The sequence below is a fragment of the Ruegeria sp. AF1 genome (assembly GCF_056542125.1).
Window position 1 is genome coordinate 115226 of record NZ_JBQFZG010000002.1, and the last position, 22911, is coordinate 138136.

The following is a 22911-nucleotide window of genomic DNA, read 5'->3' on the forward strand; positions in this document are numbered from 1 at the left end:
GCGAAAACTCAGGACAATCGCCTGAGTTTACGATAGTTGAAGGCGGAACACCTGAAATTTCGCCAGAGAGCAGCACAAATGAACTTTCCTGACCTGGACCGGTTTGACCGGTCGATTCTGAGAATTCTGGCAGAGGATGGGCGTATTTCGGTCGCCGATCTTGCGCGCGAAATTGGTCTGTCGAAATCACCGACACAGGCGCGCCTGAAACGGCTTGAAGCAAGCGGGGTGATCAAAGGATACCGGGCGATGCTGGATCCGATCAGACTGGGGCTGGACCACGTTGCCTTTGTCGAAGTGCGCCTGACCGATACCCGCGAAAAGGCACTGGCCGAGTTCAATGCGGCTGTCCGAAAAACTGCCGAGGTCGAGCAAGCCCATATGATTGCTTCGAATTTCGACTATTTGTTGAAGGTCCGCACAGCCACGATGTCAGAGTATCGTCGTGTTCTGGCCGAAAAGATTTCATCCATGCCGCATGTCGCCAGCACCTCGACCTTTGTGGCGATGGAGGCGGTTAAGGAAGCCGGCAGTTTGGGTGGGTTCGAGCATCAGGCTTGACGGATCAGGATTACGAGCCATCCTTGGTACATGACACATGCTTTCCTCGCTGCTCTTTCTGTTGTTGCCTTGTCTTGTGCGGCGCACGCCCAGTCCTGCCCTGATGCTCCGGATCATTCAGAAGGTGTGGATGCGCTAATCAATCAGGTTCGGAAGGCAGAATCGCAAAGTGATGCGCGCGTTATTTCCAACCAGATGTGGGAGCTTTGGACGGACGCGCCGGATGCGCGTGCGCAAGGCTTGCTGGACCGGGGAATGGCACGGCGGGAGGCTTGGGATTTACTGGGCGCGTTGGAAGAGCTTGACCAGCTTGTCGATTACTGCCCGAACTACGCCGAAGGCTACAATCAGCGCGCATTTGTGAACTATCTCAGACAAGACTTCGCTGCTGCCTTGCAGGATCTGAATGTCACGATCGAGTTGTCGCCGAACCACATAGGTGCGCTGAGCGGTCGCGCCTTGTCATTGTTGGGTCTGAAGCGCCTTGACGACGCGCGCGCTGCCCTTGCCGAGGCGCTAGAACTTAACCCATGGCTGTCAGAGCGGGCATTGTTAGAACCCGGCGGTCTTTTGGAACCGCCCGGTCAAGATATCTGACGCAGGGTTTTCGAAAGAACCGCAAGGGAAACCGAACCTTTTTGCGGGCAAACTGGTTGTGTTGGACCCCTTCGGAGTTGTTGGCTGGCTATCCAGTGGTATGGGTTCTGACTGGCGTGGGCGTGTATCGGACGCTGAACATCATTGACGAATACACCAGCGAGGCGCTGATGATCCGCGTCGATCGTAAGCTCAACTCAACAGATGTGCTGAATGCATTGACTGACCTGTTCATCCTCCGCAGCCCGCCGGCATTCATAAGATCCGACAATGGGCCGGAATTTATCGCCCAGAAGGTGCGGGAGTGGATTGCAGCTGTCGGGGCGAAGACGGCTTACATCGAACCGGGATCACCCTAGGAGAACAGTCATTGCGAAAGCTTCAACGCCCGGTTCCGGGACGAGCTGCTCAACGGCGAAATCTTCTAAAGCCTAAAGGAGGCGCAAACTCTGATCGAGCAATCTCGTATCCACTACAACACCGTCAGGCCGCACAGCGCGTTGGGCTCCTGCCCGCCTGCGCCCGAAAGCATCGTCCCGATAGACCAGAGGCCCACGATGCACTAACAAACAAACCGGACTACCCGATAGGGGCACGCGACCGAGCGCGCTGAAGGCGGGAATGCTGGCCCTGTTTGACGAGTGCGGTGCGGAAAATTCTGCCGAAAAATATGTGGGGCACATGTACAAAGCCAAACCCGATTTGGCTGCGCATTACAAATGCCGCGATCCGGCCAACTCTTTCAATCCGAGGAACGGGAAGATGTCCAGGGCGTGAAGCTGCAGGTGATTAACGGTCACATGGGATTTGGGCGCGTGTGATAGGCATCCAGCAGGGCTTTGCCGTTTTCATAAAACGCAGTTTCACCAATCAGTTCTGTGATGCCGTAGCGATCCAGCTCGGCTTTCACATCTGGCTCGACCAGCGTGAAAACCAGCCGTATCCCCTTGGATCGCAGGAAATTGGCGATACTGCACAAAGTGAATCCGGCTGTGAAATCGACAACGTCAATTGCCGAGGCGTCGATGCAGAACCATGTCAGTTTGCCGTCTGCGTTCTGAACGATTGTTGTCACTTCCTCGGTGAAAATCTGCATGTTCGCGTAGTACATACCGTGGGAAAACCGGTAGATTACCAGACCGGGCTCGAACTGGTTTGGCGCTTCCAATCCCTTTGAGCGCCAGCCACCGGACTCGGTGCGCAATACTACCGAATTCTTTGGGTGATATCCCCTGCGCGTGTGGTCGACCAGAGACAGGACCATGGCAAAAATGACGCCTTGCTCGACCCCAACCAGAACGACCACGGTGGCAGTTGCCGTGGCAACCCAGAACTCGGACCGGGCCTGCCTGTAAATTGTTGCCATTCCGTGCAGGTCGATCAGCTTGAGACCGATCAGGAAAACGATGGCCGACAGTGCTGCTGTGGGAAGATATGCTAAAGGCTTGGTCAGAAACAGGATAACCAACAGAACTATTACCACTGTTGTCAGTTGCGCTACCTGGCTGCGCCCTCCGGCGCTGGCGACCATCTCGGTCTTTGTGGGGCTGCCATTGACCACGAATGTCCCCGTGAATGCGGCTCCGAAATTCGCAAGACCCAGTCCGATCAGGTCCGTGTTTTCGTTGAATGTCTCATCATATCTTGAGGCGTATGCCCGCGATGTGGCGGCGCTTTGTGCCAGAATGACAACGAAGATGGACAGGGCCGTGGGAAGCAGTTGTTTGAACAAGGTCCAGCTCCACTGCACGTCCGGGATCGAGAAGGAGGGCAAACCGCCGGCAACCTCTCCCAACACCGAGATTCCGGAAGTGCCGAATGAAAAGGCCCAACTGCACAGGACCACCCCGACTATGGCAACCAATGGCCCCGGGATTTTGCGCGAAAGTCTTGTGCATCCTAGGACAATGCCCAGCACGGCTGATGAGACGATCACGGTTGGCCACTTGACGTTGGATATGTTGAAATAAACGTCCTTCAATCTCGCAAGTGTTCCGTGCCCAGCGGATTCGATGCCCAACAATCCGGGGATTTGACCTGTCGCAACCTGAATGCCTACGCCGGTCAGAAAGCCGACCAATACCGTTCTGGACAGGAAATCGGCCAGAAACCCCAGTCCTATGACACGCGCACCTATCAGAAGCATGGCAGCCATAAGTGCCAGCAAGGACGCAAGTGCCAGATACTCGGAGGTTCCGGACACCGCCAAGCCCGCCAGCCCCGAGGCGGTGATGGCTGCTGTCGCCGAATCGGCACCGACAACAAGGTGTCGGGAAGAGCCGAACAGCGCAAACAGAGCCATTGGAATCAGGATTGTATACAGCCCGGACATGACCGGTGTGCCGGCGATTTTGGTGTAACCCATGACTTCGGGGATCGCGAGACAGGCAAAACTCAGACCAGCCAGCATTTCCGCCGGAAGGCGCGCACAGTCAAAAGGCAGAATGCCCTGCAGGACTTGCAGATGCGCCGCTCTCTGATTTCTGGCCTGTTTTTCCATGGGTTACCTTTCACCCGCATTCAGCTTGCGAACTGAATGTTCGAACCGTCAAGCCATCTTATAGGCAAATTTTCACAGGTAAATTGGGTGGCCTGAATTGCTGTTTTTTCCAGTTTTACAGTTATTTTCGCCGAACTACGGGAATCCCCCAATTTCGCTGGCTGCCGATCGGGGGTACACATGACTTACCGTACTTACCACACACAAACACGGTATTTACTTTCCCCGATGAGGGGCTGGTCACACCCCCTCGACCGGCCCCTCTTAACTTTTAGGGGTTCGCGAAAGCCCAAGCCATTCGTTTGATGACTGACATCGTGTGAACGTACTTAGTTCTGGATCAATTTGGTCACGAGTGTCGGCAGTGTTTCGGACGCACTGTACGCAACGGTGTGCGGTATACTGGCCACCGGGGTCTTGCGGTACCCTTCCGTGAACAACAGAAACGGTATCCTGGCGTTTACAGCTGTTTCTGCGTCGACTTCGCTGTCGCCGACATACAAGCGTGTGCCCGAGGTCCCAAGTGCTTTGAAGCTTTCCAGCAGGTGGCCCGGATCCGGTTTGCGAATTGGCAATGTATCACCGCCGAAAACAACGTCGAAGAACCGGGATAGGTTGAGCGCCTCCAGCACGTGACGTGCGGGTGCTTCGGGTTTGTTGGTGCAGATACCAAGAACGCACCCCATCTGTTTCAGTTTTTCCAGGGCTTCGGGAACTCCGGGATAAGGCACGGTCGTTGCACTGACGGCCGCATTATAATGCTTCAGTGTCTGTTGTGTGAGTTCCGCGTGGCGATCCATGGGCAAATCACAGTGTCGCATCAGGCGCTCGACCAGTTTGGGAAGGCCATTGCCAACAAACCCTCTGATCACATCAACGGGTATAGGATCGTGACCGACGCCATTCAGCGTTTTATTGGCCGCTGCTGCCAGGTCCCCGACGCTGTCGACCAACGTTCCATCCAGATCAAAAACAACTGCTGCGGTCACGTTTTGCTTGCCTTTCAATACTTGTCCCAAGTCTTAACCCGTCGTTTTCAGGGGCGCAATCGGCTCAATGACACCTGATTTGAAACAGCGCTTGACTTACCTTACTAAAACAATCAGATTTAATGTCAGAAACGGAAAGCCAACCCTCTCGGGTCAGCCAGATCAAACGAAACGCAACAGGTATGGCACCATGCCGACTCGCTCTGGAGATGCCCCCGATGAATGCACAGAACCCGACCCCAACTCAAGGTTATGCTGTCTCGATGCTGCCTGCGCACAAGGCCGAGGATTTGACCAAGGGTGGCCACCTGGCACATATCGAGTTGGGCGACCAATTGTATACCCTGCGCATCACCCGTGCAGGTAAACTGATCCTGACGAAATGAGCGCGCATTCAATGCGCGGAGGTGCCGCGGTCGGCCGTCTGGCGGACCTTGATCCAGTCGAAGCGGGTGCGGTGATGTATCTGCGGATGTGGAGTCAGGGCGAAAGGGGGCGCGCTGATGTCGCGAGCGATTTTCGCATAGCGCTGGGATCAGATTATGGGCGTGCCGCCATGCTGACGCTGGATCGTCTGTGTTCGCTTTGCGCTACGCATTGTCGACGTCCGTTAATCAGGCACGGTCTGGGGTGTGCATGTTTGGGCGCGGATGAGAATTGTTTTGCCCAAATGGTTGCGGCTGCATCTGAAGGGGCACGCGAAGATGCGATGATGATGGCGTCACTGATCGTGCGCCCGGATTTTGCGCCTGCTCTGGCATCCCTGTCGGAGGAACTGGGCCTGACGCTCCGACGTATGACAACGGGAAATGCGATTCCGACGACAGGCCACGATACCCGCACTGCCGTTTTGCATTGACTGTGCTTGCAGGACGGTCAAACCCCGGCAAAGCGCCGGGGTCAATCCTTCAGCAGCACCCGCATCCCGCATGGTGATGGTCGTGATCGCAAACCGGAGCAGGAGAGAAGTCACCGACCTCGGACAGCACGTCCCTTAGCGCCCACAGGATCATGTCCACATCCTCGGCCTCAATCGTCAGCGGTGGGCGGATTTTCAGGATGTTGTCCCTTGGTCCCTCACTGCCGATCAGAATTCGATGATCGCGCATCCGGTTTTTGACATAGCTGCAAATCTCAGTTCCTTCGGTTCCGTCGGGATTGATCAGCTCAACACCCAGAAACAGCCCCATGCCCCGTACATCGCCAACACAACCAAAGTCGCTTTCGATCTGGCGCAGCCCGGTCATCAGGCGGTCACCCATCTGACGTGCATTGTCCTGCAGGCCCTCGTCATCGACGATATCCAATACTTCCTTGCCGATCCGGCAAGACAGCGTCGATCCGCCAAAGGTCGAGAAGAATTCAATCCCGTTATTGAAGCTGTCGGCAATCGCCCGCGTCGTGACCAGCACACCCAGAGGGTGCCCGTTACCAATTGGCTTACCCATCACCACGATATCAGGAAGCGCGCCCTGATGTTCAAAGCCAAAGTAATATTCACCCAGGCGACCCAGACCCGTTTGCACCTCATCTGCAATGCAGACACCCCCGGCGGCGCGGATTTTTTCATAAACCGCAGGCAGGTAACCCTTGGGCGGAATGATCTGTCCACCGACAGACGGGAAAGTTTCAGCGATGAACCCGGCCAGACCCTGACCCCGGTCCTGCAGGGCAGCAATGGCCGGGTCCACAAGATCGGCAAACTTCTGCGCCCGATTTGCATCGTCACGCTTGAACGAACCGCGATAGTCGTCCGCAACCTCGACCAGTTCGACCCAGTCGGCTTTCCCGATGCCACCGGGTTTGTTGAACTTGTAGGCCGATATCGCCACTGCCGCATTCGTATTGCCGTGATAGCCATGGTCTGGCGTCAAGATCCCCTTGGCGCCGGTATGGGCACGGGCAAGCCGCAGGGCCAGTTCGTTCGCTTCAGTTCCGGAATTGACGAAGAAGCAGACCTCGAAGTGATCGGGCAGTTTGGACAGGATCTTGTCAGCAAAAGCTGTCTGTGCCGGATGCAGGTAGCGGGTATTCGAGTTCATCCGCTTCAACTGATCCGCCGCTACAGCCTGAATGCGGGGATGCGCATGACCCACATGAGGGACGTTGTTATAGGCGTCCAGATAGGGGCGGCCCCATTCGTCAAACAGGTGATGTTTCCACCCGCGTACCAGCATGACAGGGTCATCATAAGTCAGCGACAGGTTGCCGCCAAAGTGGTCGCGGCGACCCTGCAGGATCGCCTGCTTGTCGGTGGGTTGGTAGAAAACCTTGTCATCCGGCAGGTTCAGTAAGGCCGCCGGGTTCGGGCAGACTGCGTGCCACAACTCCATCTCATCCGGATCGCCGACACCGGGCCAGTCCGCCTCCATGCCATTGGTTGTCAGCGCCAGCTGGAAATGCACATGCGGTGCCCATCCGCCATTCTGGCTGGCGTCGCCCAACCGGGCGAACGCCGCCCCCTGTGCCACCGGATCGCCGGGTTTCAACCGGTCACAGCATTCCGGGTCCAGATGACCATAGAGCGTGTAGAACGGATCGCCATCCGGCGTTTCATGGTGCAGGATTATCACCGCACCGTAATCGAGGTGCTGATCTCGGTTCTCGACCACCTCGACCCGCCCGCTCATTGGCGCATGCAGCACTGTCCCGGCAGGTGCAAACACATCTACCGCCAGATGCACTGTTCGCCGATCCGAGGCTTTCCAAGGCCCTTTGCGAAATCCCGGCTCGGCATAGATCAGGCGGGGTTCGTTGTAATAGCCCAGCCACAGCCCTTCGCCGTATTCTTCACCAACATGTGCGGCCTCGGCCAATGGCATGTGGAAAGGGTTCTGGGGCCACACACAATTTTCAACCGACAACGACCCCATAGGAACATCGCTTAGGTCCTGACCGAACAGTTGGGAAAACCGGCCGCGATGTTCTTGCAGATACGCATGGATGCGTTCTGCGCCGTCCACGACCGGCAGCCCGCACGCTGCCCGAAGACGCGCAGACATCAGTCCGCCATTGACGGATGCATTCTCAAGAAACCGCCACGCAGGTGCCTGCGAGATTGTCACATATGGGTCGTCCGGGTTTTCGACCGCCATCAGGGTCGAGTTGAGGACAGATACTGCCAGTCGCATCCGCAGCAGAGGCCAGATCAGGTCGATCTCCTCGGCTTGCAGCCGGTTTGCGGCATGGTACCCCCGTATGAGAGCAGTTAATGCCCGCTCGGGTCTGGCATGATCTAGCACCACATAGGCCCCGGCGATCGCAAGGTCACAGACGCGCGGTGCTGCACACATGTCACCCAGATCAATCAGGCCGGAAACCCGCCTCCGCTCGCCCAATTCGCCTTCAACCAGAACGTTATAATCATTGGCGTCGTTGTGAATGGCCTGTTTCGGCAGGCCCTCAAGCCTATCCGTGATCGCCGTGAATTCGTTGCAGATATCCCGAAGCAACGCCCGACGCGCGGGATCGCTGATGGCGCCCAGCTTGTCATTGATCCAACTCGCTTGCGTCAGGTCCCATTTGAAATCTGGGCGGTGCAAAGCTTCATGCTGAAACCCCTCCAGCGCGCGATCTGTTGCGCCCAGAACACGACCCAATTTCAGGATCAGCTCTTCGGATTTCGGGTTCGCTTGTGCATAGCAGCGCCCGGGCAGGCGTTCCTGCAACCACACCAGCCGCGATTTCCCTTCGGAATCGGAAATTTCCGGCAACATTGCGCCGTTCAACGCCGGGAACACCTTGGGAAACGGCAACCCCGGTGCTTCAGAGGCGATATGCGCAAGCGCTTCGATTTGAAGATCTACCAGGCCCGCGTCACACCCCGCGCGCATGACTTTCAGCACATAGTCCTGGCCATTTCTGGCCTGCGCCAGAAAGTTTAGGTCATACTCGCCATCCAGCCGGGTCAACCGTGCGTCCAGCCCCCAGTGTTGGCGCAGCGCGTCTGCCCAGAAGTTCACCAAATCGCTCATTTCTTTCTCCGTCCCGCTCATCCGGGATCCTCTTCATCTGGCCGGAAATATCCTCGGGGGTGAATTGGCCCAAAGGGACAAGAGGGGGCAGACAGCCCCCTGGCCCCTCAATCCAAGGCACGCAAACGTTTGAACAGCGATGACGTATCCCATCGTCCGCCGCCCAGTTTCTGCACGTCCTTGTAGAACTGATCGACCAGAGCGGTCACCGGCAGAGACGCACCGGTTTCATTGGCCGTATCCAGACAAATCCCCAGATCCTTGCGCATCCAGTCAACAGCAAAGCCATGTTCGAACTGATCATCCAGCATGGTTTCATACCGGTTTGCCATCTGCCAGCTGCCCGCCGCACCCTGGCTGATCACCTCAACAACGGCCTTTCCGTCCAAGCCCGCTTTTTCGGCAAAGTGCAATGCTTCACTGAGACCCTGAACCAGTCCGGCAATCGCGATCTGGTTGCACATCTTGGTCATCTGGCCTGCGCCGCTGGCTCCGAGTCGACGGCAGATTTTGGAATAGACGTTCATCACCGGTTCAGCCGCATCATAAGCTGCCTGATCGCCGCCACACATAATTGAGAGAACGCCGTTTTCAGCGCCCGCCTGACCGCCCGAAACGGGGGCATCCACAAAAGCGATACCCTCAGATTGGCCAGCCGCATAAAGTTCGCGCGTGACCTTTGCCGAAACTGTCGTGTGGTCGACAAAAATGGCCCCGTCGGACATGCCCTGAAACGCGCCGCCCTCGCCGGTGCAAACCGCGCGAAGGTCGTCGTCATTACCGACGCAGGCCATGACAAACTCAGCACCCGTGACGGCGTCTTCCGGAGTGGTCGCCATCGCGCCGCCATGCTGCGCGACCCAGGCCTCGGCCTTGGTAGTCGTACGGTTGTAAACGGTGACGTCATGGCCTGCGGCTTGCAGATGTCCGGCCATGGGATAGCCCATGACACCAAGGCCAAGGAACGCGACTTTTGCCATTTTGTGATCCTCTCCGCTGTTCGGTCGGCTTCAGCGAAACAGGCCTGACCGAAATCTCTGGCGAAGACAAAGCAAAGCTGCGCCCAAAGGGCAACCCCAAGTCAGCCTTTCCCACCCAGATCTCGTAGGATTGGGCAATCGGGCCGGTCGTCCCCGGCGCAGGCGTCGATCAAGTGACTTAGCGTATCGCGCATGGCGTTCAGGTCTGCGATCTTGGTTTCGATCTGAACAAGATGGTCGCGTGCAACCTGTTTCACGTCGGCACTGGCACGGGTCTCATCTTCGTAGAGTGCCAGCAGGGTCCGGCAATCCTCGATGGTGAACCCAAGCGCCCGGGCGCGACCCAGAAAGTTCAGCTTATGCACGTCCTGGTCGCGAAACCGGCGATAGCCATTGTCGTCGCGCATTGGTTTGATCAGGTTAATGTCCTCATAATACCGGATCGTCTTGGCGGGCAGGCCAGTGCGGGCGGAAACATCTCCGATGTTCATGCGTGCACCTCTTTGGTGGCCGTACCTGATGTTTCCGGCAGGCTGGCGCGAATGCGGCGCAGGCGCAGCGCATTCGAGACCACAAAAACGCTCGACAGTGCCATTGCACCAGCCGCCAGTGCAGGGGATAGCAGATAGCCGCCAAACGGGTACAGCGCACCGGCAGCCACCGGTATCAGAAGGACATTGTATCCGAAGGCCCAGCCCAAATTCTGGCGAATATTCTGCATTGTCCGGCGGCTGATCTCGGTCGCATTCGCGACGCCCCGCAAATCACCGGACATGAGGACAACGTCGGCTGTTTCGATGGCCACATCCGTGCCGGTACCGATGGCGATGCCGATATCAGCCGCCGCAAGAGCGGGGGCATCGTTGATCCCGTCACCGACAAAGGCCAGCACTCCGAACCGGTCCCGCAAAGCCGTTATTGCATCTACCTTGCCATCAGGCAGTACCTCGGCAGTGACATGATCAATCCCCAGCCGGTCGGCCAGAGCCTGCGCCGTGCGCGCGTTGTCACCGGTGATCATGGCCACGGTTAGCCCCATTTGGTGCAACCGGTCCAGCGCCTCCACTGTGCCGGGCTTGATCGGGTCAGAAACGGACAAAGTGGCCGCCGCCTGCCCATCCAGAGCCACGAACAGAGGAGTTGCCCCTTGAGCGGCACGGGTTTCGGCCTCATCCGTCAGAGCTCCAAGGGTGATCCCACTCTGCTGCATCAACCGGTGCGACCCGATTAACACGTCGCGGCCTTCGACCAACCCTTGCAGGCCAAGCCCGGTAAGCGAACGGACATCCGATGCCTCTGGCAGTGTCGCGGGCCCCGCTCGGGTGATGGCGGAAGCGATCGGGTGTTCCGACCTTGCCTCAAGGGCTGCGGTCAGCCGTAGAACCTCCTCCCGGTCAAACCCCTTAGCCGTTGTCACGCTGTCCAGTTCGGGGCGCCCCAGCGTCAGGGTTCCGGTCTTGTCCAACGCGACGACGCGCGCCTGCTGAAGCTGTTGCAACGCATCCCCCTTGCGGAACAAAACGCCCATTTCTGCCGCACGCCCGGTGCCCACCATGATCGAGGTTGGGGTCGCCAACCCCATTGCGCAGGGGCAGGCGATGATCAGAACTGAAACACCTGCGACAAGCGCAAGGGGAAGGGCCGGGCTGGGGCCGAAGATCAGCCAGAGCGCGACGGTGATCACCGCAACAGCGATGACCGCAGGAACAAAGCGATAGGTAATCCGATCCACCAACCCCTGAATAGGCAGTTTCGCGCCCTGCGCCTGCTGCACCATACGAATGATCTGTGCCAGAGCCGTGTCGCCACCGACCCGGGTGGCGCTTACCCGTAGAGCGCCGGTGCCATTCACGGTGCCGCCGACAACAGGCGCTCCCACCGACTTGCCAACAGGCACAGGCTCGCCCGTGATCATGCTCTCATCAACGTAAGAGGTGCCTTCAAGCACTTCGGCATCCACCGGTACACGCTCGCCGGGGCGGATGTGCAGGATATCTCCGACAACGATTTCGGCGATTGGCCGGTCCTGTATCTGTCCGTCCAGTTCGACCCGTGCGGTTTTTGGTTGCAAACCCACCAGTTTTCGGATCGCAGCCCCTGTTTTGCCTTTGGCGCGTGCCTCCATCAACCGGCCGAGAAGGATCAGAACCACGATCACCGCGGCCGCTTCGAAATAGACATTGGCCGTACCCTGCGGCAGCAGGTCGGGCGCGAAAGTGGCCGTGACCGAATACAGATAAGCCGCGCCGGTCCCAAGTGCTACCAACGCGTTCATGTCCGGCGTGCCCTGCATCAGCGACGGGATACCTTTGCGGTAAAACACACGGCCCGGTCCGATCAGCAAAGCCGAGGTCAGGGCAAATTGAATCAAATGGCTCGTCTGCGTTCCAATGGTCGCCTGTATCCAATGGTGGAAGGCGGGGATCACGTGCCCGCCCATCTCAAGAATGAATACGGGCAGGGCCAGTGCCGTTGCCAGTATTGTGGAACGGACCAGCCGCTGAATTTCATCGTCTTCCCGGCTTTCTGGTTCCGCAACGCCTTGGATACGCGCGGGGTATCCAATTCCGGTAACAACCTGAGCCAGCGCCTCGGGCGTAGTTGCAGCTGTGGCGTAAGTCACCGAAGCCGTCCGAGTTGCCAGATTGACCTGCGCTTCGATCACGCCAGCGGTGGACGCCAACGCGCGCTCGATCTTGCCAACGCAGGATGCGCAGTTCATGCCCTCGATGCTCAGATCCGCATGACTTGTTTCAGCCGGATAGCCGGCTGCATCCAGCGCCGCAGTCAGGGACGAAACCGGCCCGTCAAATTCCACCTGCGCCGTCTTGGTCGCGAAATTGACCGAGGCCACATCAACACCAGATACATTACGCAGCGCAGCCTCGACACGGCCCACACAGGACGCGCATCCCATGCCGGTGACTTTCAGTTCTGTCAGTGCTTTTTGCGCCATGCGACTCATCCCACGTGGTTTTCTGCCCACCAGATGGGGGTTCCAGTGACAGGAAGGTCAAGGGGGTCGCGGCAAAATTCTACGATCCCGGCCCGCGCATGTTACGCTCCATTAAGCGCTGATACAGGCGTGGTGACAGACGGTTGAGCCACCACGACATGTGTGCAACGCGTCCGACCGGGATCATGGGCTGCGATTTGTCCAGTCCGCGCAGGATCGCCACGGCGGCGCTCTCGGGGCTCATTTCGTCCATTCCGTCCTTGGCCGATCCGGGGCGCGCGGTTCCGTCGGGTTGCTCCATTGCGTTGTCGGGATTGGTGGCCACAAAAGACGGCGCTGCAATCTGAACCTGAACGCCATGTGGCTTTTCTTCGGATCGAAGCGATTTGAAAAAACCCTCAAGCGCGTGTTTCGAGGCTGCATAAGCCGTGCGATGGCAGAGCGGAGCGAATCCAGCCACCGACGAGATAGCCAGATGCGTTCCCTTTGACACGCGGAGAGGCTGCAAGAATGCACGAGCCATCTCAACGGCTGCAAAATAGTTGATATCGAACAGTGCACGGTGACTGGCCGTGTCAGACTGGTCAAACCCCCGAATTTGCGTAACCCCGGCGTTGTAGATGACCAGATCAATGCTGTCGCTTGACGTGATCGCCCTTTGAATTGCGTTGGCAAGCTGTTCGGGGTCTGTCAGATCACAGGTAATTGGCAGTTGGTTCGGTTCTGTTTGGAGACCGGACACATCAAGATCCAACAGCACCACCCGCCACCCACGGGCTTGCAATGCGCGGCTTAGAGCCTGTCCCAAACCGCCCGCACCGCCGGAGATGACCGCGGTTTTCATAACCCGGCCTGCTGTTGCCAGAGCGCAAAAACCTCGGCGCTGGTTTTTTCGGGCACATAACCGAATTCAGATTTCAGGGCGGAGTTGTCCAGAACTGGCCGATATTGAAGGAACCGTACCTGTTCCGGCCCATAGCGAGATAAACCCAGTGGGCGCGCCACGGCTAGGGCCGCTTTCAACACCCATGCGGGCAGGCGCAGAACCGGTTTTCCCATGGCGCGGGCCAAGTCGGTCACGCCCATCGTGCCGTCACCGGCGACGTTGTAAATCCCGGTTGGCCCGTCGGTTGCTGCACGCTGAAGGATGCGTGCCAGATCCCGGGTCCAGATAAAGACAAACGGGCTTTCGCTGCCGGATACCGCCAGCAAACGTGGCTTGAGAAACAGGGCGGTGATCTGGTTTTCGGTTCCAGCCCCCAGAACCGTGCCCACGCGCAGAACAACCTGCTCAAGATCGGGGGCGGCGCTGCGGGCTTCGGCCAAAATCTCTTCGACCTGACGCTTGTGATCTGAATAAGGAAACTCGGGGTTGCCGCGCAATGGGTCGTCTTCGCGCAACGCTACAGGATTGTCTGCATGATAGCCATAAGCGGCACCGGAAGATGTGACGACCAATCTGCGCACCCCGTTTGCGATGGCGGCATTCACCACATTGCGCGTGCCTTCGACATCGACAGCATAGACTGCGGCGCGCCCCATCTTCGGCGGCGGCGTCACGACAGAAGCCAAATGCACAATCACATCCGGATTCACCTTGGCTATCACACGTGCAGGAGCGTCGCTTGTAACATCCATGGACAAAAATGAGGCGTCTTGCGGCAGGTTAACCGGGCGTTTCAGATCGGTTGCAAAAACCTCGTTCCCCACAAGTTCGGGCAACAGCGTTTGCCCGACCATCCCGGCAGCACCGGTAATCAGGATGCGGGTCATCGTGCGGCCTCGGTTCGTGCCATGACCGACGCCAAAGCCAGGCCCGAGATAGCGTGCCACACTCCCCAGAATGCGGCGACCACGGCCATGCCGCCAAGACCGTTGAAAAATGCAAAGATTAGGACAAGCCCAAGTCCAGAGTTCTGAATTCCGGTCTCAATGGTGATGGCGCGGCGATCGAAGGGGGACAGCCCGGTCAGAGTGGCCACAACCCAACCGCCCCCCAGCGCCAGGGCATTGTGAAGGATCACAAGCCCGGCAACAGCCCCGGCAAACCCAAGGAAAAACCCCCAGTTGGCAGCCAGAGCAAGTACGATAAACCCAGCAAAGATACCCATCGACAGAAGTTGCAGCGGTGTGCGCAACCGTGCCGTCAAGGCGGGGAGGCGTTGATTCAGCGTAATTCCCAGAACCAGCGGCAGGATCAGCATCAGACCGACCAGGATTGCGATCTGCATTGGGTCGATCTGGGTCTGTTGCAGGATTGCGCGGGTCGGTGGGTAAAGCCCGCCCCAAAGCGCAATGTTGAAAGGTGTCATAAAGATTGCACCGATGGTGGCGAAGGCTGTCATCGACACTGAAAGCGCTGCATTCCCGCCCGCGCGATGGGTGATGAAGTTCGAGATATTGCCCCCTGGGCAGGCCGCGACAAGGATCAGGCCAAGCGCAATTGACGGTTGCGGTGCGGTAATCCACACCATCACAAAGGTCAGCGCAGGCAGGACGACGAGTTGTGAAATCAATCCGACAACCACTGGTTTGGGCGCGCGCCTTAAACGGTCAAAATCCCGAGGCGTCAGGTCGATGGCGATCGAGAACATCACGATTGCCAGAATGGCATTCAACAGCGTCAGAGACGCCGGACTGAAATTCAGTGTGATCTGGTCAATGCCACTCATGCGATGGCCTTCCGCAGCCGGTCGATCCAGCCGGTGACAGCCTTTCTGTACGTATTCTTGTCCACGTAATAGGCCATGCGGGGCAGGTCGATATAGTTCATGCCTCCGGTGGCGCGCGTATAGTCTTTTTGCTTTTCTGCTTGCAGATCGGCTGCCACGGGGCAGCCGTGTCGAAGCCCCTTGATGTAGCGCGCCACCATCTCGGCTTGCTCGTGCCTGCCCTGCCAGCCCAGACCTGTGGCCTCGACCATGCCCAGCACGAACAGATCGTCCCGTTCGGGATGGATCGTGTTCAGATACAGATGCGGGGCATCGCCTTGCCAGTTCAGCAGGTCCTTGTCGATAAACGGGTAGTGCAGTTTGTATCCGGTCGCGGCGAGGATCATGTCATAGTCGTCGCAGGAGCCGTCCTTGAAATGCACGGTGTGACCTTCCAGCCGTTTAATGTCCGGGCGGATTCTCAGATCGCCATGGCCTGCGTGATACAGAACCAGCGAATTCACCACGGGGTGGCTTTCGTAGAGCTTGTAATCCGGTTTGGGAAAGCCGTACTTCTGCGGATCGCCGACAAACCAGCCAAGGATCAGGCTGTCGACCTTACGCTTCAGCCGCATCGGCAGACGGATCTTTCCGCCCATTGTGTCAGCGGGTTTGCCAAAGACGTATTTCGGGACGAAATAATACCCGCGCCGCATCGACAGATCGCAGCGTTTCGCGTGATGGATCGCGTCCACTGCGATGTCACAGCCGGAATTACCTGCGCCCACGACCAACACACGCTTGCCGTCGAACTGACTGGGATACCGATATTGTGAGGCATGGATCAACTCGCCGTCAAACGTACCCGGAAAGCTGGGTACATTCGGTTCCGACAGGGTGCCGTTCGCAATGAGTACGCCGGCATATTTGGCCTGATGGTCGCCATCCTGATCCCGCCAGCACACGCGCCAACCGTCACCCGGATTGCCCAGCGGAGAGACTTGAGTGACTTCTGCATGGAATTTGTAATTCTCACGCAACCCGAAACGATCCGCAAATGCGCGGAAATAGTCGCGCATCGCCCGGTGCGAGGGGTACTCGGCGACCGCGTCATCCATGGGGAAATCCGCAAATTCGGTCATGCGTTTGGACGAGATCAGGTGCGCCGACTCGTACATGGTTGATCTTGGGGCATCGATATCCCACAGACCGCCCACATCCGAATGCAACTCAAACCCCTGGAATGCGATCCCCTGTTCTTTCAGCACCTTGGCCGCGGCCAAACCCATTGGTCCCGCCCCGATCAGGGCGAATTCGTCGCGCGTTTCTGTCATGAACCCTCCCAAAGTTCGTGAGGTTTAAATTGAACGAACGACCAAAATAAGGCAAGATGAAATTCATGACGCTGAAAAACGTAGAAAAACCAAGACAAAGGGCACCGTCCAAGCGGTCTTTGGAAACCAAAGCGCGGATCATGGATGCCGCCGAAACAGTCTTTGCTGAACGCGGATTCGAAGGTGCGTCGATCCGCGATATCGCTGCGCTTGCAGGCGTTCATGTTGGCCTTGTTCATCACCATGGCGGCGGCAAGGAGGAGCTGTTTTTTCGCGCCATAGCACGTCGTGCTGGCAAGCTGGCACAGATCAGAACCGATGCGCTGAACAGGGCCAAAGGGGCGGGTCCACTGACACTGCGCGGAATCTTGGACAGTTTTATCCGGCCTTATGTGGAACTGGCAGAAACAGGCGGTTCGGGATGGATGGCCTATGGGCGCCTTGTGGCGCATGTCTCGGTCGATCCCCGCTGGCGCGATGTCGCGGCAGAGTGTTTCGATCCGACCGCCCGGCTTTTTATCGACGAAATCGCTGCTCTTTATCCAGATGTTGACCCTGCGCTGCTGGCCAGCGGCCAGGTCTATTCCGTTTCGGCAATGCTGGCGCATCTCAACAGTGGCTGGCGGGTCGGGGCCCTGTCGCAAGGCGGCAGGGTGTCAGAAGTGGAACGCCTGATCGATTTTTGTGCAGCCGGTATCGAAGCGATGGTTCAGACCAGTCGAGGTTGAACGCGCGGCATTGCTATTGCTGCAAATGGTTGAACAGGATGGTGCTGAACACAGAAGGTGGTGATGTTCGGACGGCGCTAGGCGAAGCAAAAAAACCAAACATCATTATCATAAGGATCAGGGCCGCTCCGGCAAGGCACGCCGCAGAAAGCTGAAAGACCGAACGAACCATTGGCTTATTCCCTGTTTATACTCAATAAAATCTGTGGTGTCTTACGCGTCACGAGAGCTTTGACAGCTCTTGTTTCAGCCTTTCATTTTCAGCCTGCAACTGCGCGAGTTGCTGGCCCAAACTGTTCAGATGCGGTCGCAGTTCGGCTTCGGTGAAACGCGGCGTGATGTGGCGCGGGCAGTTCCAGTCAAGCGCCTCAACACGTATGATCACCGCCCGCTCTGCAGGGGCTTCGGCCTCTTCTGGATACAAGCTGGCAGCGGCGGCTTGACCCTCCGTGAATTCGACACGCCCCAGGATCTTTAAACGACGTTGATTGGCGTAATCCATCAGGATCAACGCGACCCGATCGTTGCCGTCCAGATTCCCGCGCGAGATATACTGTTTGTTACCCGAAAAATCGGCATATCCGATGGTTTGCGGCCCCAGTACTTTCAGAAACCCGACCGGCCCGCCGCGATACTGCACATAAGGCCAGCCTGTTTCAGACACCGAGGATTGATAAAACCCGTCGCGCGCCTGAATGAACTGTTTTTCCGGCTCGCCGATCAAATGGCCCTGTTGCGGGCCACTTTCAATGAATTTGGCATAGGTTTTTGCCGATCCCATCCGCTCCTGATGGGCACGGACGGTAGGGGTGAAGGTCAGTTCGGAAAACGCACGCGGCACGGTATGTCCTTTCAAAGACCCAGATCAGAAAGCCCGAGATGGTCATCGGGGCGTTCACCCAATGGCCAATGGAACAAGCGGTCGCTTTCGGCTATGGGGTGATCGTTCAGCGAGGCATGCCGATGCGACATGCGCCCGTCTTCGGCAAATTCCCAATTCTCGTTGCCATAAGACCGGAACCACTGACCGCTATCGTCGTGCCACTCGTAAGCGTAACGAACGGCGATGCGATTACCGGTAAAGGCCCAGAGTTCCTTGATCAGTCGATAGTCCAGCTCCTTGTGCCATTTACGGCTTAGGAAGGCGTGAATTTCGCCATGTCCTGACAGAAATTCCGCCCGGTTACGCCACTGACTGTCATCTGTGTATGCGGGGGTGACGCGGTCGGGATCGCGGCTGTTCCAGGCGTTTTCGGCCATGCGTACTTTTTGTGTGGCAGTTTCGAACGTGAAGGGGGGAAGTGGGGGGCGGGACATGGTGCAGGGGGCTTTCAGGTCAGAGAGGCGGCAAGGATGGCCAGTGTCAGAAGAAATGGAACGTACTGAGGGGGGAATATGCTGGCGCGACGTTTCATCGGTCAAATCCTCTGGTGTACTGATCGGTTAACTTTCTAATAAGGTGTACCGATCTGTTAACTTTTGCAAGGGGAAAAGCAGAAAATTTTCCGCGCGGTTCAAGGCGAGCCATGAATTCTAATGAAAACAATGATTTGTGTTAGGCCGGTTGTACTTCATGTTTCGGGGTAATATGTACAGAACGGTACACCATGGAGCCGAATCATGCGTCCAAACAAACGGGATGAACTTGTCAGCAAAGCTCTGAAGGTTTTTTACCGCGACGGGTTTCACGCGACCGGCATGGATAAGCTGGTGGCGGAAACGGGCGTGTCGAAAACGTCGATGTACAAACATTTCCGCACCAAGGAAGACCTGATCGTAGCCGCTCTGCGCCTGCGGGATGAGAATTTTCGCGAGTGGTTCTATCGGCGCATCGAAGAGATGGCAGAAACACCGGCCGAGCAACTCATCGCCAGTTTTGATGCCTTGAAGGAATGGTTCGAGGAGGATGGGTTCCGGGGCTGCATGTTCATCAAGGCCGGGGCTGAATATCAGGATACAGATCATCCGATCCATGTGCAGGCTGCCGAACATAAGCAGCTGTTGCTGGAGCATTTCACGTCCGTCGCCGAACAGGCTAGTGCGCGTGATCCTCAGAAACTCGCCAGCCAGATCGTGTTGTTGCAGGAAGGGGCAATCGTGTCCGCGGTTTTGCTCAAGAATTGTGATCCTGCGGAAGACGCCAGGGATGCAGCACAGCAATTGCTGGCATTGGCGCTGAGTTAAATTCCTTAAAAACAAGCAGGTTCTTTAAGTTACTTAGCAAAGAAACGTTGCGTTGTTCGAAGTCGGAACGCCACGTCACGTGGATTGGCGGGAATCGGGCCGACCGTTAGGCTTTTGCGAAAGACTGTTTGGAGAGCCTTTGATGTCACTTTTCACTTCGACCGCGGCATGGGTCACCGACGAACACCGCATGTTCGCGGATATGGCTGGCCGGTTCATGGATGACGAACTGTCGCCGAATATCGAAACCTGGGTTGAAAACGGGGCCGTTGATCGCGACTTCTGGCGCAAAGCTGGTGAAACCGGCCTGATGGCTGGTGCAATCCCCGAAGAATATGGCGGCGTCGGCGGTGGTATGGGCTTTGACGCCATCACCGCGTACGAACAGGGCGCACGGGGCGACGCCGGCTGGGGCTATGGTATTCAGTCGATCGCGACCCATTATCTTACCGCTTATGGCAGCGAAGATCAAAAACGGAAATGGCTGCCCAAACTGGCTTCGGGCGAAATGGTCGGTGCACTTGCCATGACGGAACCCAGCACCGGCTCGGATGTTCAGGCTGTGCGCACAACGGCCGAGAAAGACGGAAACTCCTACCGGCTGAATGGCTCGAAAATCTTCATCACGAATGGCCAGACGGCGGATCTGATCATCGTGGCCGCCAAGACTGACAAGTCCGAGGGCGCGCGGGGTGTGTCATTGATCGTGGTCGAAACCGAAGGGGCCGAGGGGTTTCGCAGGGGGCGCAACCTCAAAAAACTGGGGATGAAGGGCAACGACACGGCCGAGCTGTTTTTTGAAGATGTCAAAGTACCGATGACGAACCTGCTGGGGGCTGAGGAAGGTCAGGGGTTTTATCAGCTGATGAAGCAACTGCCATGGGAACGGCTGAATATCGCGATCATGGCGCTGGGTTCGATCGATTTTGCCATTGCCGAAACGGTAAAGTACGTGCAGGAGCGCAAAGCGTTCGGTCAGCGGGTGATGGATTTCCAGAACACGCGTTTCAAACTTGCAGAATGCAAGACCAAGGCCGAGGTTCTGCGCAGTTTCGTCAATGACTGTATCGGCAAGCTGGAGGCAGGCGAACTGGATGCGGCCACCGCCTCGATGGCCAAATACTGGGGCTCGGAGGTGCAGAACGAAATCATGCACGAGTGCCTGCAACTGTTCGGCGGATACGGTTTTATGATGGAGTACCCAATTGCCCGTCTCTACGCAGACGCCCGCGTGCAGATGATTTACGGCGGCACCAACGAGGTCATGAAAGAGGTGATCGCACGGTCGCTTGACGTTTGAAGGTATCCGGGCGGCCTCTTGCCTGATGTCATCATTCCTGACGGAATGCTCGCTTCTGTTGGACCTCGCAGGCCCGTGCTTGCGGGGTTTTTTCGTTGTTGACCCGACCACAGTTGCCCACTTGCAAAGGACGTGCAGCGGTATGATGATCCGCCGAAAAGACTCAGAGGTCTGACGTGAACGATCCCGAACAAGCCTTGTGGCGGACTACATGTACCGAAGCAGTCACTGCTCTGCCGCTGAGCAGTGACAAAACTGTCGATCTGGCCATTATAGGTGGCGGATATACCGGGTGTTCAGCTGCCTTGACGGCAGCCCGTACCGGCGCTTCGGTCTGTTTGCTTGAAGCGCAGAAGATCGGGTTTGGCGGGTCAGGGCGCAATGTCGGTCTGGTCAATGCCGGGCTGTGGCTGCCACCGGATGAGATCCGCGCGCATATCGGTGCAGAGGCTGGTGATCGCCTGATCGATCTGCTGGGCAAAGCACCGTCAGACGTTTTTTCCCTGATCGAAGAACACGGCATCACATGTGAGCCCATTCGCAACGGAACCCTGCATTGCGCGCATTCCGCCTCGGGCCTGAAGGACCTGCAAACGCGACATGCGCAGCTAAGCGGGTCTGGCGCGCCGGTAGCGCTGCTGTCGGCGGATCAGGCCCGTGACCGGACCGGCAGCGATGCTTTTCATGGGGCGTTGTTCGACCCTCGCGCAGGAACAATACAACCCTTGGCTTATGTCATGGGATTGGCGCGTGCCGCGTCTCAGGCCGGGGTGCAGATCCATGAACAAAGCGCGGTGAAGACCCTTCGGCACGAAGGTGGGCAATGGGTGTTGACCACACCGGGCGGGACTGTAAGGGCCAAGTCCGTCATTCAGGCAACCAACGCCTATCACCTTGGCTTGCCAGATACTGCGCCTGCCTATGTTCCCGTTTATTACTTTCAATACGCTACGGCCCCGCTGTCGCATAATCTGCGCGCCAGCATTCTGCCGCAGGCAGAAGGATGCTGGGATACCGGGCTGATCATGACGTCCTTCCGGCTGGATCAGGCGGGGCGGATGATCATTGGCGGCATGGGCGATCTGGGGAATGCAGGACGCAGCGCGCATACCGGATGGGTCCGACGCAAACTGGCTGAGCTTTATCCTCAGCTTGCCGATCAGCCGTTTGAACAGGGTTGGCACGGGCGGATTGCCATGACCTCGGACCATATCCCGAAAATCACGCAGATTGGCCCCAACGCCCTGGCCGCGCACGGATATTCCGGCCGTGGTATTGGCCCCGGCACGGTGTTCGGGCGAATGATGGCCGAAAGTCTTCTTGCAGGTGAGCTTTCGCTTTTGCCCGTTCCTGCGGTGCATGAGCATCGCGAAAGCTGGACGCGCGTGCGCCGCGCCTTTTTTGAATCCGGCGCGGCGCTGACGCATCTGATAAAGGCGCGGATCTGAATTCAGACCGAGCGGGTGATGCCACCATCAACCCGGATATTCTGCCCGGTGATGTAGCCACCGCCTTCGGATGCCAGCAGGGCCACGACCGAGGCGACCTCGTCATAACTGCGCCCATAGCGCCCTATGGGAATGCGAGCGCGGAATTCTTCTTTTTCGGGCAGGCTGTCAATGAAACCGGGCAGGATGTTGTTCATTCGGATGTTTTCGGCAGCGTATTTGTCCGAGAACAGTTTGGTGAACGCGGCCAGCCCGGCGCGAAACACACCTGAGGTCGGGAAAACCGGGTCAGGTTCGAATGCAGCGAAGGTCGAGATATTGATGATCGATCCACCGCCCTGCGCCTGCATGATCGGTGTCACAAGCCGCGTGGTGCGGACCGCATTCATAAAGTAGACGTCCATACCGGTGTGCCAATCCTCGTCCGTCAACTCAAGGATCGGAGCACGGGGGCCGTGGCCGGCGGAATTGACCAAGACGTCAATGCGCCCCCAATGGGCCATGGCCGCATCAACAAGCTTTTGCAGATCCACCGTGGACTGGTTCGAGCCGGTTACACCGACGCCTCCCAACTCATGCGCCAGCGCTTCGCCCTTGCCCGAGGACGACAGAATCCCGACCTTGAAACCGTCTGCGGCCAGCCGCCTCGCGGAATCCGCGCCCATGCCGCTGCCGCCTGCTGTGATGAGTGCTACTTTCTCCATCTGAG

The 22911-nt window shown here is 57.6% G+C and carries 20 protein-coding genes and 3 pseudogenes; 10 read left to right on the top strand and 13 right to left on the bottom strand.

The genetic code is table 11. From position 1 onward, the window contains the following. Positions 1–78: 78 nt before the first annotated feature. The 4 genes and pseudogenes from ACR0BK_RS05120 to ACR0BK_RS05135 form a co-directional block, all read left to right on the top strand. Entirely contained in the window at positions 79–561 is a 483-nt protein-coding gene (locus ACR0BK_RS05120) for an Lrp/AsnC family transcriptional regulator (protein ID WP_480475581.1), read from the top strand. 30 nt (positions 562–591) lie between these two features. Then, entirely contained in the window at positions 592–1158 is a 567-nt protein-coding gene (locus tag ACR0BK_RS05125) for a tetratricopeptide repeat protein (protein WP_480475583.1), read from the top strand. 119 nt (positions 1159–1277) lie between these two features. Beyond that, positions 1278–1724: pseudogene (locus tag ACR0BK_RS05130) on the top strand (integrase core domain-containing protein); the annotation flags it as partial. 34 nt (positions 1725–1758) lie between these two features. Beyond that, a pseudogene (locus tag ACR0BK_RS05135) lies at positions 1759–1935 on the top strand (D-lactate dehydrogenase); the annotation flags it as partial. Positions 1936–1954: 19 nt separating this feature from the next. Here the strand turns inward: ACR0BK_RS05135 and ACR0BK_RS05140 are convergent. Together ACR0BK_RS05140 and gph are read right to left on the bottom strand one after the other, a co-directional pair. Then, positions 1955–3658, bottom strand: coding sequence for a SulP family inorganic anion transporter (locus ACR0BK_RS05140; protein WP_480553962.1), 1704 nt, complete (start codon positions 3656–3658; stop codon positions 1955–1957). 329 nt (positions 3659–3987) lie between these two features. Continuing rightward, positions 3988–4647, bottom strand: a complete 660-nt coding sequence (gph, locus tag ACR0BK_RS05145) for a phosphoglycolate phosphatase (protein ID WP_480553963.1) — start codon at positions 4645–4647, stop codon at positions 3988–3990. 218 nt (positions 4648–4865) lie between these two features. Between gph and hemP the strand changes: the two genes are divergently transcribed. Continuing rightward, the gene (hemP, locus tag ACR0BK_RS05150) at positions 4866–5033 is read left to right on the top strand and encodes a hemin uptake protein HemP (protein ID WP_480554139.1); all 168 of its coding nucleotides are present in this window, start codon (positions 4866–4868) and stop codon (positions 5031–5033) included. After that, positions 5030–5506 carry a hypothetical protein gene (locus tag ACR0BK_RS05155; RefSeq protein ID WP_480553964.1) on the top strand — a complete coding sequence of 159 codons (477 nt, stop codon included), beginning with the start codon at positions 5030–5032 and terminating at the stop codon, positions 5504–5506. The genes hemP and ACR0BK_RS05155 overlap by 4 nt, the downstream gene beginning before the upstream one ends. 49 nt (positions 5507–5555) lie before the next feature. Here the strand turns inward: ACR0BK_RS05155 and ACR0BK_RS05160 are convergent, their stop codons facing one another. The 8 genes and pseudogenes from ACR0BK_RS05160 to ACR0BK_RS05195 form a co-directional block, all read right to left on the bottom strand. Then, positions 5556–8621 (bottom strand): aminotransferase class III-fold pyridoxal phosphate-dependent enzyme, encoded by a 3066-nt coding sequence (locus ACR0BK_RS05160; protein WP_480553965.1) that lies wholly within the window; start codon positions 8619–8621, stop codon positions 5556–5558. 107 nt (positions 8622–8728) lie between these two features. Continuing rightward, positions 8729–9607, bottom strand: a pseudogene (locus ACR0BK_RS05165) (NAD(P)-dependent oxidoreductase); the annotation flags it as partial. A 95-nt stretch (positions 9608–9702) separates the two neighbouring features. Continuing rightward, positions 9703–10092, bottom strand: a complete 390-nt coding sequence (gene cueR, locus ACR0BK_RS05170; protein WP_209504709.1) for a Cu(I)-responsive transcriptional regulator — start codon at positions 10090–10092, stop codon at positions 9703–9705. Continuing rightward, on the bottom strand, positions 10089–12557 hold the full coding sequence (locus ACR0BK_RS05175; RefSeq protein ID WP_480553966.1) for a heavy metal translocating P-type ATPase: 2469 nt from the start codon (positions 12555–12557) through the stop codon (positions 10089–10091). The genes cueR and ACR0BK_RS05175 overlap by 4 nt, the downstream gene beginning before the upstream one ends. Positions 12558–12636: 79 nt before the next feature. Further along, the gene (locus ACR0BK_RS05180) at positions 12637–13401 is read right to left on the bottom strand and encodes an SDR family NAD(P)-dependent oxidoreductase (RefSeq protein ID WP_480475597.1); all 765 of its coding nucleotides are present in this window, start codon (positions 13399–13401) and stop codon (positions 12637–12639) included. Beyond that, entirely contained in the window at positions 13398–14390 is a 993-nt protein-coding gene (locus ACR0BK_RS05185; protein WP_480553967.1) for an SDR family oxidoreductase, read from the bottom strand. Before ACR0BK_RS05185 ends, ACR0BK_RS05180 begins: the two co-directional genes overlap by 4 nt. Continuing rightward, complete coding sequence (locus ACR0BK_RS05190) at positions 14327–15229, bottom strand: bile acid:sodium symporter family protein (RefSeq protein WP_480553968.1); 903 nt, start codon at positions 15227–15229, stop codon at positions 14327–14329. The genes ACR0BK_RS05185 and ACR0BK_RS05190 overlap by 64 nt, the downstream gene beginning before the upstream one ends. After that, on the bottom strand, positions 15226–16542 hold the full coding sequence (locus ACR0BK_RS05195) for a flavin-containing monooxygenase (protein WP_480553969.1): 1317 nt from the start codon (positions 16540–16542) through the stop codon (positions 15226–15228). The genes ACR0BK_RS05190 and ACR0BK_RS05195 overlap by 4 nt, the downstream gene beginning before the upstream one ends. 65 nt (positions 16543–16607) lie before the next feature. Between ACR0BK_RS05195 and ACR0BK_RS05200 the strand changes: the two genes are divergently transcribed. After that, positions 16608–17270: a TetR/AcrR family transcriptional regulator gene (locus tag ACR0BK_RS05200; RefSeq protein WP_480553970.1), complete on the top strand. Its 663-nt coding sequence runs from the start codon at positions 16608–16610 to the stop codon at positions 17268–17270. A 220-nt stretch (positions 17271–17490) separates the two neighbouring features. Here ACR0BK_RS05200 and ACR0BK_RS05205 read toward each other — a convergent pair whose 3' ends face one another. After that, on the bottom strand, positions 17491–18111 hold the full coding sequence (locus ACR0BK_RS05205) for a pyridoxamine 5'-phosphate oxidase family protein (protein WP_480475608.1): 621 nt from the start codon (positions 18109–18111) through the stop codon (positions 17491–17493). An 11-nt stretch (positions 18112–18122) separates the two neighbouring features. Continuing rightward, positions 18123–18587: a nuclear transport factor 2 family protein gene (locus tag ACR0BK_RS05210; protein WP_480475610.1), complete on the bottom strand. Its 465-nt coding sequence runs from the start codon at positions 18585–18587 to the stop codon at positions 18123–18125. A gap of 303 nt (positions 18588–18890) precedes the next feature. Here ACR0BK_RS05210 and ACR0BK_RS05215 point away from each other — a divergent pair, with 303 nt between their 5' ends. From ACR0BK_RS05215 to ACR0BK_RS05225, 3 genes are all read left to right on the top strand, one after another. Next, positions 18891–19454: a TetR/AcrR family transcriptional regulator gene (locus ACR0BK_RS05215; RefSeq protein WP_480493663.1), complete on the top strand. Its 564-nt coding sequence runs from the start codon at positions 18891–18893 to the stop codon at positions 19452–19454. A gap of 142 nt (positions 19455–19596) precedes the next feature. After that, complete coding sequence (locus ACR0BK_RS05220; protein WP_480553971.1) at positions 19597–20754, top strand: acyl-CoA dehydrogenase family protein; 1158 nt, start codon at positions 19597–19599, stop codon at positions 20752–20754. A gap of 176 nt (positions 20755–20930) precedes the next feature. Next, positions 20931–22202 (top strand): NAD(P)/FAD-dependent oxidoreductase, encoded by a 1272-nt coding sequence (locus tag ACR0BK_RS05225; protein WP_480553972.1) that lies wholly within the window; start codon positions 20931–20933, stop codon positions 22200–22202. Between the two features lie 2 nt (positions 22203–22204). On the opposite strand, the gene ACR0BK_RS05230 is transcribed toward ACR0BK_RS05225, so the two are convergent. Further along, positions 22205–22906 carry an SDR family oxidoreductase gene (locus tag ACR0BK_RS05230; protein WP_480553973.1) on the bottom strand — a complete coding sequence of 234 codons (702 nt, stop codon included), beginning with the start codon at positions 22904–22906 and terminating at the stop codon, positions 22205–22207. Positions 22907–22911: the final 5 nt, after the last annotated feature.